10 protein-coding genes are annotated in these 12260 nt (G+C 48.3%); 5 read left to right on the top strand and 5 right to left on the bottom strand.

Annotation, left to right across the window (positions count from 1 at the left end; translation table 11 throughout):
• Positions 1–66: 66 nt before the first annotated feature.
• The gene (locus N774_RS0108385; protein WP_024860816.1) at positions 67–1131 is read left to right on the top strand and encodes a DUF4003 family protein; all 1065 of its coding nucleotides are present in this window, start codon (positions 67–69) and stop codon (positions 1129–1131) included.
• Positions 1132–1214: 83 nt separating this feature from the next.
• On the opposite strand, the gene N774_RS20130 is transcribed toward N774_RS0108385, so the two are convergent.
• Together N774_RS20130 and N774_RS0108395 are read right to left on the bottom strand one after the other, a co-directional pair.
• Positions 1215–1481: an alpha/beta-type small acid-soluble spore protein gene (locus N774_RS20130; RefSeq protein ID WP_024860817.1), complete on the bottom strand. Its 267-nt coding sequence runs from the start codon at positions 1479–1481 to the stop codon at positions 1215–1217.
• A 176-nt stretch (positions 1482–1657) separates the two neighbouring features.
• Positions 1658–3373, bottom strand: a complete 1716-nt coding sequence (locus tag N774_RS0108395; protein WP_024860818.1) for a dockerin type I repeat-containing protein — start codon at positions 3371–3373, stop codon at positions 1658–1660.
• A 396-nt stretch (positions 3374–3769) separates the two neighbouring features.
• On the opposite strand from N774_RS0108395, the gene N774_RS0108400 reads away from it, so the two are divergent.
• Positions 3770–6082 carry a hypothetical protein gene (locus N774_RS0108400; RefSeq protein ID WP_024860819.1) on the top strand — a complete coding sequence of 771 codons (2313 nt, stop codon included), beginning with the start codon at positions 3770–3772 and terminating at the stop codon, positions 6080–6082.
• A gap of 207 nt (positions 6083–6289) precedes the next feature.
• Here the strand turns inward: N774_RS0108400 and N774_RS0108405 are convergent, their stop codons facing one another.
• Genes N774_RS0108405 through N774_RS0108415 form a run of 3 tightly spaced genes read right to left on the bottom strand, consistent with a single transcriptional unit; the run spans position 6290 to position 9778 of the window.
• On the bottom strand, positions 6290–7414 hold the full coding sequence (locus N774_RS0108405) for an ATP-binding protein (RefSeq protein WP_024860820.1): 1125 nt from the start codon (positions 7412–7414) through the stop codon (positions 6290–6292).
• Complete coding sequence (locus N774_RS0108410; RefSeq protein ID WP_024860821.1) at positions 7411–9102, bottom strand: ATP-binding protein; 1692 nt, start codon at positions 9100–9102, stop codon at positions 7411–7413. Before N774_RS0108410 ends, N774_RS0108405 begins: the two co-directional genes overlap by 4 nt.
• A complete protein-coding gene (locus N774_RS0108415; RefSeq protein WP_024860822.1) occupies positions 9095–9778 on the bottom strand; it encodes a response regulator transcription factor in 684 nt (227 codons plus the stop codon). The genes N774_RS0108410 and N774_RS0108415 overlap by 8 nt, the downstream gene beginning before the upstream one ends.
• Positions 9779–10152: 374 nt before the next feature.
• On the opposite strand from N774_RS0108415, the gene N774_RS0108420 reads away from it, so the two are divergent.
• The 3 genes from N774_RS0108420 to proB are packed head-to-tail and all read left to right on the top strand — an operon-like array spanning position 10153 to position 12257.
• The gene (locus N774_RS0108420) at positions 10153–10497 is read left to right on the top strand and encodes a hypothetical protein (protein ID WP_024860823.1); all 345 of its coding nucleotides are present in this window, start codon (positions 10153–10155) and stop codon (positions 10495–10497) included.
• Between the two features lie 3 nt (positions 10498–10500).
• Positions 10501–11451 carry a D-2-hydroxyacid dehydrogenase gene (locus N774_RS0108425; RefSeq protein ID WP_024860824.1) on the top strand — a complete coding sequence of 317 codons (951 nt, stop codon included), beginning with the start codon at positions 10501–10503 and terminating at the stop codon, positions 11449–11451.
• A gap of 14 nt (positions 11452–11465) precedes the next feature.
• Positions 11466–12257 (top strand): glutamate 5-kinase, encoded by a 792-nt coding sequence (gene proB, locus N774_RS0108430; RefSeq protein ID WP_024860825.1) that lies wholly within the window; start codon positions 11466–11468, stop codon positions 12255–12257.
• The last annotated feature ends 3 nt before the right edge of the window (positions 12258–12260 follow it).

The following is a 12260-nucleotide window of genomic DNA, read 5'->3' on the forward strand; positions in this document are numbered from 1 at the left end:
CAGGGTCTCATATGTATTATTATATTGATAGTACTGAGAGATGGATAAAATAATAAGGAGGCGCATATGACTGAAAGGTTAAGGAATAAGTGTGATCTTTTTTTAAGGAACCGCAATGCCGTTTCAAAGAAGTTCATGCTTGAAAAAGGTATGATGAGCATAGCGGCAGGACTGATATTTACAGGTGCCGACAAAGAAGCTGATATTGAAAAGCTGACTGAATGCCGCAAGCTGCTCAATAAGCATACAGGATTTTTTTCCGAATACAGAGATGCTGTGAAGCTTGCTCTGCTCAGTGAAATGGCACTGTCCGAAGCTCCCGAACAGTACATAGAAGATGTCAAGGCAGTCTATAAGAAGCTGCACAAGGGAAAGTTCAGGGACAATTCCTACATGGTCCTTGCTGCAATGCTTATTTGTGACCTGGGAAAACAGGATAGCGCTGATGAGATCGTTGAAAAGCATAACGAGATCATGAAGCAAATGGAAAAGCAGCACCCCATACTCACAGGCTCAGAGGATATTTCCTATGTGATACTCCTCGCTCTTTCAGACAGACCTGTTGATACGATGATCAGCGACATGAATGAGTGCTTTGATTACCTGAGAAAAACCTGCAAAATCAAAGCAGATCCTGATTCTGTGCAGGGACTCAGCGAGATACTTGCACTGACAGACGGAAATATCAGGGAAAAATGTGATAAGGTCATCAGCATTTATAACATACTGAAGGACAACAAGGCTGATATTACGGGCGGATGCGCTTTTTCTGCCCTCGGGACACTGATCGGCATTGATGAAGCTCCCGAAGCAATTGCCGCTGAGATATTAGAAGCCGATACTTTCCTTGACGGCTGCAAAGGCTTTGACGAAAAATCAGTGAATAAAAACCAGAGGCTTATGTTTGCTGTAATGCTTTCAGCAGAAAGCTTTGAAATGGCTTCTTCCGTGATAAGCAATACATTCATCAACAATGCACTGGGTATAATAAAAGCGCAAAAGATCGCAACCATGATCACTATCATATCCAATGTTCTGCCCACTGTTTTAGGAGCTGTTATAGATAATGTCTCCGAAAAAAATGATAACAGTGATACAAAAGAGTCAGAGCAGAAAGCATCTGAAAGCTGATGCTTTAAGATAAGTTCATTGATATTGCAGCAGCTCCTGTCCATGATCGGACGGGAGCTGTTTTCATCTTCCTTTTTATATGCCTATATTCCCACCTGCATCGAATATGTAAGCACTCTCCTGTGCCCCATTGATCTCATATCATTTCGCGTAAAATTCCATTGTTGTTCCGGACACATCATATTGACCATGCTGCCGCCGATCGAACCTGCTTCACGGGAAGTAAGATCACCGTTGTAGCCCTGCTTGAGATTGATACCAAGCTCGTTTGCAGACTCCATCTTGAATCTTTCAAGAGCCTCTCTGCCCTTTTCAGTCATTACGCCCTTGTTATTGCTGTTATTGCTCATTTCTGTTATCTCCTTGAATTTAATTTGATGCCGTGATAGTAGTATAGCCCCGCAATGATTTTTTATTACATGGAAATTAATGTTCAAACTAATGAATATAAAAAGCGCTTCCGTAAAAACGAAAGCGCTTTTCTGCGTTATTGAAAAACAGTACTTATAAGCGGTCGCAAACTGCTTTATTCTTTTTCAGCTTCCTCGAGAAGCAATTTCTGATATTCCTCTTCTTTCTGTAGGCGCTCCTCTTCCTCACGTTTCTGATTTTCTATTTCTTCTCTTTCAAAATCGGACATTCCTTTTTCCTTGGCGCCCACATAGAGAGTGATGACCTTATCAAGCTTTCCGTCCTTTACTGTGAACTTTGCCATATCCGACTTGAATGCAGCTCCGTCAGCGAATACATCTGTTTCCTTCGCAAGCTCCTGACCAAGCTCTGAATTGATCCATGCGCCGCGGAAGGGCTCGTCTTCATCGTATGATTCAGCATAGATCATATATTCTCCGTCCTTGATACCGAACTTCTCACCGGGCTTTACGCCTGAAAGAACTACTGAATTGCCCTGCATAACAGTGTATGTGCAATTGCCTGTATACGGCTGCTTATCGGGCCATGTCAGAACGTCGAAGGAAAGATTTTTCTCGCCGTCATAGGGCGTGAAATAGAAATCGAAATTAGTGGAATAGTTATACACATAACCAAAGCCCACACCCTGATCTCTTGAACTCTGTATATACCCCTCGGGAACTCTTTCGACCACGACCTTATAGCAGTCGTAGCCTGTACGGTAGAGATCGTTGAATACCTTTGTGGTACCGTCGGAGGTCCATGTCGTTTTCTTAGCGTAGCTGTAGGGAGCTTCAACAAGCGAGAGCTCAACGCCCTCAAGCGGCTTGCCTGTAAGACTGTCATAGCAGCTTACATTGATAGTATTGCCCGAATCCTCCATAGGACCGAAGTTAAGGAACAGTTCTCTGTCGGGCTTGCCATTCACTACCGAGAAGTCTATGCCCTTTGAGAGATCCTCAAACTTGGCATCGGGATAATTTTCCATGAGACTTTTAGCGAAATCGCTGTCAGGCTCAACAAAAGCAACGGGATAATCAAAGAAATTGAAATCAGCGTGATATTCGCCGTCAGGAAGCGCCATTTCTCCCGTATACTGTCTCTGATAGTAATAATTACCCTCCTTGTCAGTGATAAAGAGGTTGCCGTAGCCAATATTTTCTCTTCCCTGACACCAGTCCATATGGGTGAACTTGACATTCTTTTCCGCATCATCGGCAGCAACTCTTACAACAAGCTCTTTCTCGGCTGTGCCTGCTTCGATATCGAAGATGACTACATGATCCCATATCCCGTATCCGCCGCCGTAGCCCTTAGGAAGATTCTCTACGGTAAGAAAATACTTATAATCCTTATCATCGGGAAGTCCGTAATAATTCACGTCCTCGCCGCCGGTAGAAATAGTGTCGCCGATGTCATACAGATAGTCTCCGTTCATCTCGTTAAGCCAGATGTCAGCATTATCAAGAGGTTCGCCCGACATCATATCCACGACCTTTATGCTGAGCTTTGTGCCCGCAGGCTTGTTCTCAGCCACCAGCTGCTTTCGCAGGTATACCATGTCATAAATGTCGATAACACCGTCAGCCAGAAGATCGGCGTTCCTGATGTTGCCAAGCTCGCTGATGCGTCCCAGCAGATAGCGGTTGAGCTGAACAGCGTCCGAGATACCTACATTGCCGTCGAAGTTTACATCTCCGAAGAGGGTGAGCACCTGAGCATTCTCGACTATATAATCCTCAGCCGAAGCCGATGAGATATTTACAGCCATAGGTGCCGCAGCCATAACAGCTGCCGTAACAAGCGCCCTGATATGATTTTTTATGTCCATTGCCTTTTACCTCCTGTCATTTCGTAGGAGCACGCAGAGCTCCCCTTATACTTTCAGTTTATCATAATACACTATTTTTGTCAACAATTGCGGTAAATAATGTGCTTTAAATACACCTGCTGTTGACAAACTATGGCCGGTCAGTATATTTTTCTTTCAGACGCACAGACCTGCAAAGAGCTTATACTGAGAAATTATGTACAAACTGCCGAAATTCCATAAAAAAATACGGACAGGCAGCATTTCCTCTTGATTTGACCTTCCATGTCAGCGTATAATAATAAAGTCACTGTTTTTATTTGAAATAAAGATTTTTTTCAAAAAAGGTGAGAGATTTCGCGTGTATATACGTCTAATTAATAGATACCTCAAAAATCGTCAAAAGGAGAGCTCTTTATGCTTTTATCTGCTATTATACCTGTCATATGCTTCGGTGCAGCCTTTGCAGCCGACACTTTACTTGAAAAGAAATTCGGCAGCGATAAAAAATTCGCCGATACTGCGGGAAAATTCCGAAAAAAACTCATAGGTGCAGCCTGTCTGCTCCTGTGTATATTTCTGCTGCTGCATGCGATCACCGCGTCAAACATGATAAACGGCGAAAGCGGTCTTTCTGCCGCTGCCATGACTGTTTCGAGCCTGCTCGCTTTCGGAGCGCTTCTTGCAGGCAGATATTCAGATGAAAAACTTGGCAAGCTCCTCAACACAGGCGCATTATGTGCTTTGATACTGCTCACAGCCGAGGTGTTCATATTCAACGGCAAAAGCTTCGGCACTGTCTACGTAAACGAAGAGTTATTGCCCAGCAATATGGAAATAACAGGCTCCGCAGGCGCAACAGCAGACGAGGAGATAACTGTGGAATGCGGCAATTCCAAGCTTACGATCAATGATCTCCCCGACGATATAAACGATATCGAAATGGAATTCGACGCCGAAGAACCTATCCCGCCCTTCGACGTTAAGCTCAGCATTACCGACGATAATCTCTCGCTGCGTGAATATACCCTCCAGCATAAGCGTATCAGCGGACAGGATACAAAGCTCTCCATGAGCTTCAAGCCCTATAAAACTCTGAGAAGCCTCAGAATAAATATCGACGGCGTCGGCGGCAAAATGACTATCCGCAATATAAGAGTACTCAGCAAGCCTGCCTACGCTTTCTCGGATATAAGATTCTTCTCACTGCTGACACTGGTGATGCTCCTTGCCGCCATAAAGATATACCGCTTCTGCGAAGTGACCTACGACAACAGGAAGAATTCCCATATAATCGCTGTTGCGGCAATGATGCTGCTCGTCATATTCACAGGCTACTTTTTCAGCGCTCCCGACCAGACTCCGAGAGAATACGCCTCCGATGCCGACTACTTGGACGATCCCTATGCTTCAACTTTACAGGCATTCCTAAATGGTCAGGTCTATCTTAACGCCAAGGTCGCCCCCGAGCTTGAAAATCTCGACAACGTCTACGATGACAGTGAAAGATCCGATAAGGGTGTGGATTTCCTCTGGGATTACGCCTATTACAAAGGACACTATTACTGCTATTTCGGAGCTGCTCCCGTTATTACCTTTTATTATCCCTATTACAAGGTAACAGGTTATGTGCCCACCATGGCAATGGCAAATAACTTCTTTATCATAATGGGACTCATGTTCATGTGCCTGACTGTACTTGCAGCAATAAAGCTGTTAAAGCTGAAACCGAACCTGCTTCTGCTCCTGCTGATAATGCCAACGGCAGCTGCAACTATCGGAATATGGTTCACAGCCAACTGCATAGACAGGTACACAGTACCGTCGGCAACAGGTCTGTGCTACATAATGCTGTGCCTTTCAGCAGGAATGACCGCCATAACCACCAAGAACAAAAAGCTGAAGCCCCTGCTGCTGTTCTTCAGCGGCGCTGCTCTGGCACTGTGCGTGGCTTCACGCCCGACCATAGCTCTTTGTGCAGCTATCCTCGTACCGTATTTCTGGAGGATCCTTTTCGATAAAAAAGAAAAGCTACCGTGGCGCATCGCCCTTGCGGCAAGCTTTTTGATACCGCTTATGACAGGTGCTGTACTTATCATGAAGTACAATGCCGCACGTTTTGATTCACCTTTCCAGTTCGGAGCTATATATCAGCTCACAGTCAGCAACGCAGGTGCAAACAAGCTCTCACTCGCCCGTATCCCCGACGCTGTCATTCACTATTTCATTCATCCGCCGAAGCTGAGGAGCTCATTCCCGTTCATTGAGACAGCTCCCGTATATCTTGAGAATTACCCTGCATATACCTATATCTCGTCAGGCTGCGGAGCTCTCATGTTCCCTGTTCTGATGTTCGGAGCATTCATGCTGCCCTATGCTTTCGGAAAGAAGTCAAAGGAGCTTCCCGACCGCAGCAGACGACAGCTGATATGGATATGCCTTGCGGTTTCATTCATAACAGCATGGCTGGATATGTCACTGGGCGGAATAGTTACCCATTATCTCTTCGACTTCACACCTCTGCTGTTCATCGTGGCAATGCTGGGAATCTTCCGCGGCTGCAGCAAGCCCCATGAAAACAAGGGCAGATATATCCTCGCAGGCGTTTCAATGGCTGCGACCATAGTGTTCACGCTGGCACTCTGTCTGGATATAAACGGCAGCTCCATGATACAGCACTGTCCTGCTGTTCTTGACAGAGCTGAAGACCTCATCATATTCTGGCAGTAATAAGCCTAATATAGCAAAAAATCCCGAAAGCACTACGCTTTCGGGATTTTTAGTTTCAAGTGATCAGTGATCATTAGGGGTGAATACTATCCGCACGTTAAGGGACGTCGAAGCCGCCGTCCCCTACATACAGAATCCAATTCATAGGTGCCGCCAACCTAAAGCTAATAGCTAACGGCTAAAAGCTCGGGCGGATAATATCCGCCCCTACAGATTACGGCTGTAATTATCGGTGAAACGGTGAACTCCCTCGTTGTCCTTATAGGCGATGACAGTGTTCACGTTGACGTTCTCCACGCTGCGGAAGATATTCTTCTCCACCTGCGGATTCACCTTTTTCAGCTCCGCAATGAGGTTCTTTATCTCCAGACGCTTTGACACGGAACGGCTGTCGGGCGCACAGGTAGTGCAGGTATCGGTGAATTTACAGGCGCACTGTATAAAGTGCAGATCGTTGTAGTCCCGCCAGTGCTTTATCTCGGCTTCACGCACCAGATACAGGGGCCTTATGAGCTCCATGCCCTCAAAGTTGGTGCTGTGTAGCTTGGGCATCATGGTCTGCACCTGTCCGCCGTAGAGCATACCCATGAGGATCGTCTCGATGACGTCGTCAAAATGGTGTCCCAGAGCTATTTTGTTGCAGCCCAGCGCCTTTGCGTGGCTGTAGAGATAGCCGCGGCGCATTCTCGCACATATGTAACAGGGGTTCTTCTCAATATTGTACACAGAATCGAATATATCCGACTCAAAAATATGGACGGGTATGGACATTGAACGGGCATTTTCCTCGATAACCCTGCGGTTTTCGGGACTGTACCCCGGGTCCATAACAAGAAATACCACCTCAAATGGGAATTTGTCGTGGCGTTTCAGCTCCTGAAAAAGCTTCGCCATGAGCATGGAGTCCTTGCCGCCCGATATACAGACAGCTATCCTGTCATTTGGCTGCACCAGCTCATACTCGTTTATCGCCTTGGTGAACTTGCACCATATGGATTTCTTGAACTTCTTCCGCAGGCTCAGCTCTACCGCTTCCGTGACGTCACGCTGCTCCATTTTCCTGCGAAGCCAGTCCACATAGCCTCCTGCAAGGTCGTATGCGTCATAGCCCTTATCGCAGAGCCTGTCGGCTATATCTCCGCTGATGATACCGCTCTTGCAGTATATCACTATCTTTTTGTCACAGGGGAGCTCCGCCGTGAGGACCTGCTCCTGCGGCATATTCACAGCTCCGCTGATATGTCCGTACTCAAAGGCGGAGCTGTCTCTTATATCCACAAGCACAGCGCCTTCAAGGTCTTTTATCTCCTCAGCAGTAATAGTCCTGCTCATATATTATCTCCTTGCTCGTTGTTTTTCTTTTCAATGGGCAGCTCCACGGTAAATACCGTTCCCCTGCCCGATTCGCTGTCCACATGGACAGTTCCGTTGTGGTACATAACTCCGTGCTTGACAATGGAAAGTCCCAGACCCGTACCCTTTATCTTGCGGGAGCGGCTCTTGTCAACACGGTAAAAGCGCTCGAAAATACGCCCTATATGCTGCTTTGGTATGCCTATTCCCGTATCGCTGACGGTTATTATAGCGCGCTGAGGAGCGTGAGATATCTTCACTTCAAGCTTTCCGCCGCTGACATTGTACTTTATGCCGTTATCGCAGAGATTGTACAGCACCTCGCTGAGAATGGTCCTGCTGCCCAGCAGGGACACCCTTTCGCCTGCAAGAGACACTGTAACGCCCTTTTCCTCGGCACTGAGCTTCAGGCGGTCAAGTATCTCCTCAGCAAGCCCGTAGAGCTCCACATTCTCGCTTTCATGAGGAGCTGTATCCTCGTCCAGCTTGGAAAGGGATATGATATCGTTGATAAGGTTTATGAGCCTTTCGGCTTCGCTGCGGATATTGCCGCCGAACTGCGCAACGTCCTCGGGCTGTACCATACCGCCTGCAAGCATATCCGCCGTACCATAAATAGTGGTCAGTGGAGTTTTCAGCTCATGGGACACATTTGACGTAAATTCGCGGCGCATGGTCTCAAGCTCCTGTTTTTCGGTAACGTCCATGATGAACACCACCAGTCCGCAGACCATATCAATGCTGTTGGCAGGACTGGCGATGACCTCGCGCTGACCGCCCCCTGTACGGAGTATGCACTCGGAGCGCCTGCCTCCAAGAGCGTTGAGCATACAGCGGCGGAAAACATCGGAATTATTGAGAGCGTATATGCTCTGTCCCATGGTGAAGCTGCCCGTGCCGAGAAGCTTCAGCGCCGCAGTATTGCAGGCAAGCACCATGAGCTTGGGGTCTGCGATAATAAGTCCCTCGGTCATGCTCTCGGTCATAAGGCTGAACTGCTCGCGCCTGCTCTGTATCTCGTCCATTTGTCGGCTTACCTTGCTGTTCTGGGTGCGCAGCTTTTCCAGCAGGGGCGCAAGCTCCTTGTAGTTCTTCTGCGCGTCGGGGTGTTCAAGGTCAATGTCGTTGATGGGCTTGACTATATTGCGTGATACGGCGCTTGCGGAAAGTGCCGAAAACAGCGCAGCTGCCGCAAGTATGAGCAGTATGGGATTTATCAGCTTCAGAAGCTGTGCGGCAAAGGAGCTGTGAGCTCCCGAAACTCTTATTACAGAGCCGTCACTGAGCCTTACCGCATGGTTCACAGTCTTTTTCATTATGGTCTCGGAATAGCGTGAGGAGCTGCCCTCCCCTGTTTGCAAAGCCTGTGATATCTCCTCGCGGTCGGCGTGGTTTTCAAGGGAATCCGCGTCCTGCGCGGAGTCGAATCGCACCTTTCCGCCGCTGTCTATCCACGTCACGCGGATATCATCGCCGAAGTCCGTATCAAAGAGGTAATCGCTGCCGCCCTTTTCCACAGCGGAGGCTATGAGCCGCGCTTCACTCCTTGCCTGCTCCGAAGCACTGTCCGCAGTCCTGTCGTTTATGAGTGCCGTAATGAGCAGCATTACCGCTATGACGGAAATACCGCAGATAGTCACGATACTCAGGAATATTTTCTTAGTCATCGGGCTCATCACCTGCCTTGTAGCCTACGCCGCGGATAGTCTGTATAAGCTCTCCGCAGCCTCCCAGCTTTGAGCGGAGAGTCCTGACGTGAACGTCAACTGTACGGCTCTCGCCCGAGAAGTCATAGCCCCATATCTCACGGAGCAGCCTGTCACGGGAGAATACCTCCCCCCTGTTCTTCACAAGGAAAAGCAGCAGGTCGTACTCTTTAAGAGTCAGAGTTACCTTTTCGCCGTCCGCAAAGACCTCATGCTTCGAGGGATAAATGGAAAGCCCCGAAAGCTCCAGTTTTTCCGCCTCTGCCGGAATATCAGAAGTACGGCGCAGAAGCGCCTTTATGCGCGACATGAGCTCCATCATGCCGAAGGGCTTTGCAATGTAATCATCAGCGCCGCTGTCCAGCCCCTCGACCTTGTCGAGCTCGGTGTCCTTGGCGGTCAGCATTATCACGGGGAGCTTCCGTGTTTCGGGAGCGCTGCGGAGCTTTTTCAGCACGGTCAGTCCGTCCTCCTCGGGAAGCATTCTGTCCAGCAGCAGCAGCTCGGGAAGCTCCTTTGCCATTGCCTCGCGGAGAGCGCTCGGCGTCTCGAAGCCCTCGGCCTCCATGCCGCTGTTTCTCAGGGCATACAGCACGAAATCGCGGATACCCTGCTCATCTTCAAGCATATATATCATAAAATGCACCTTTCTTAAGTTGAGAGTTGAGAGTTTAGAGTTGACAGTTGCGGTGTCGCCTGCGGCGACATTATCTAAATAGCGTGAGCGAAGCAAACACATTAACTCTCAACTCTTAACTTTATCATTAATCAGTAAAAACGCATTTTTGTTACTCTAATATATTATACGTTATAGCGGCGGCAAATTCAACCCCTCTGTTAAAAACAGCCGAAAATCTGAACCTATGCGCCATAAATTTTTTGTGTATTTTTTAAAAGAATAGTTGAAATTTCCCACTGTTTGTGTTATACTGTAATGTGCAGACTTATGCAACTTTTAATATATCCGTCCCCTGCGCAGTGCGCCTTTTCGGACGGAAGATCGGAGTAATTATGAACCTTTTGAATATGATTTCCACTATAGCACAGATCTCCGATGCGGAGCATCCTTCCATATTCCCATTCGGCTTTACAATGCACCTTTCACTGGTTATCATCTCGATAATTTTCTTTGCTTACAGATTTGCTGTACAGAAGAAGCCCTTTCAGCTTATTTTCGCTATCGCTCCTCCTATATCCCTGCTGCTGTGGGTATCCGAGAACAAAACTCTTTTCTACACAGTTGGACTGATCGAGTTCATACTCATTTTGGCAGCACTTATCTCCACCTTTGTGTGCAAGCCGAAAAAGACTGAGGAAGCCGCTGCTTCCGACAGCAAGAAAAGCGAGGAGAAATAAGCCGTGAAAATAGCTGCTCTCGACTGGTACACCGTAAACATAAGCGGCGATATCCCCACTGCTCAGCTTGAAGAGCTGGGAGACGTGAAGATAATCCCCCTCACCAAGCCCGAGGAGACTGCCGCTAATATCGGCGACGCAGACATAGTGCTCTGCAACAAGGTGCTCATCACCAAGGAGGTAATGGACGCCTGCCCCAATATAAAATATATCGGTCTTTTTGCTACGGGCTACAATAACGTGGACGTAGAATACGCCGCTAAGAAAGGCATAACTGTATGCAATGCGGGACAGTACTCCACCAACGCCGTGGCTCAGCAGACCTTCGCTTACATACTCGACCGCTTCAGCCGCGTAAGAGACTACGATAACGCCGTAAAAAACGGCGAATGGGAGCGCTCTCCTGCATTCTCTTACTTCCCCGTTCCCACTTCGGAGCTTGCAGGCAAGACTCTCGCTATCGTGGGCTACGGCTCTATCGGACGCAAGGTGGCTGAAATAGGCGCCGCTTTCGGCATGAACATCGTCATAAGCACAAGAACTCAGCCAAAGGACTGCCCTTATGAGGTCACAGACCTGTTCACAGCGGCAGAAAAGGCTGACGTGCTCACATTCCACTGTCCTCTTACGGACAAGACCGCAGGCATCATCAACAGCGAGCTCCTCTCACACATGAAGCCTACCGCTATGCTGGTGAATACCTCACGCGGCGGAGTTGTCAGCGAAGCAGACCTTGCACAGGCACTTAACGACGGAAAGATAGCCGCTGCGTACCTTGACGTACTGGTAAAGGAGCCAATGTCTCCCGACACGCCGTTAAAGGGCGCTAAAAACTGCGTTATCACTCCACATACCGCATGGGCTCCTCTCGAAACGAGACAGCGCCTCGTGGATATCGTCTGCGATAACATCAGGGCATGGCAGAGCGGCACTCCCCGAAACAAAGTCAACTGAAAGAAGTCAGAACTATGAGAAATATATCCGAAAAACAGCGTATCGTCATAAAGCTGGGTACCTCTACCCTGGCTCACAAGACGGGCAAGCTCAATATACGCCGCATGACCAATCTGGTCCGCGTTATATCCGACCTGCACAACTCGGGCCGTGAGATAATCATGGTATCCTCGGGAGCTGTTGGACTGGGCGCAGGTAAGCTTGGACTTCCCGAAAAGCCCAAGGACACCAAGACCAAGCAGGCTGTTGCCGCTATCGGTCAGTGTGAGCTCATGCACGTATACGACGATATGTTTGCTAAATACAGCGTCACCGTGGCGCAGATTCTGCTCACCAAGACCATAATCAATAACCCCAACCACTGCGAGAACTTCATGAATACCGTGGAAAAGCTGGTGGGTATGGACGTTATCCCCATAGTCAACGAAAACGATACCATTGCTATAGATGAGCTGGAGCTTGAAATTGGCGAGAATGACTCCCTTTCCGCTCTTGTTGCGGAGCTGTCCCGTGCAGACCTTCTGCTGATACTCTCCGACATCGACTCTCTCTATGACGACGACCCCCGCACGAATCCCGACGCCAAGCCAATACCGCTGGTTGAGAAGATAACTCCCGAGATAGAGGCTATGGCAGGAGGCGCAGGAACAAGTCTGGGAACAGGCGGCATGTCCACAAAGATAACTGCCGCTAAAATAGCTACAAATGCAGGCATCGACATGATAATCATGAACGGAAAAGACCCCGAAAAGCTTTACGATCTCTTTGAGGACAAGGAGATAGGTACGCTTTTCAAGGCTCAGTAAGGA

Source organism: Ruminococcus flavefaciens AE3010 (assembly GCF_000526795.1).
GTDB classification, from domain to species: Bacteria; Bacillota; Clostridia; order Oscillospirales; family Ruminococcaceae; genus Ruminococcus; species Ruminococcus flavefaciens_D.

Coding starts and splice junctions, on each gene's coding strand:
- N774_RS0108385 (WP_024860816.1), top strand. CDS start 67: ATGACTGAAAGGTTAAGGAATAAGTGTGATCTTTTTTTAAGGAACCGC.
- N774_RS20130 (WP_024860817.1), bottom strand. CDS start 1,481: ATGAGCAATAACAGCAATAACAAGGGCGTAATGACTGAAAAGGGCAGA.
- N774_RS0108395 (WP_024860818.1), bottom strand. CDS start 3,373: ATGGACATAAAAAATCATATCAGGGCGCTTGTTACGGCAGCTGTTATG.
- N774_RS0108400 (WP_024860819.1), top strand. CDS start 3,770: ATGCTTTTATCTGCTATTATACCTGTCATATGCTTCGGTGCAGCCTTT.
- N774_RS0108405 (WP_024860820.1), bottom strand. CDS start 7,414: ATGAGCAGGACTATTACTGCTGAGGAGATAAAAGACCTTGAAGGCGCT.
- N774_RS0108410 (WP_024860821.1), bottom strand. CDS start 9,102: ATGACTAAGAAAATATTCCTGAGTATCGTGACTATCTGCGGTATTTCC.
- N774_RS0108415 (WP_024860822.1), bottom strand. CDS start 9,778: ATGATATATATGCTTGAAGATGAGCAGGGTATCCGCGATTTCGTGCTG.
- N774_RS0108420 (WP_024860823.1), top strand. CDS start 10,153: ATGAACCTTTTGAATATGATTTCCACTATAGCACAGATCTCCGATGCG.
- proB (WP_024860825.1), top strand. CDS start 11,466: ATGAGAAATATATCCGAAAAACAGCGTATCGTCATAAAGCTGGGTACC.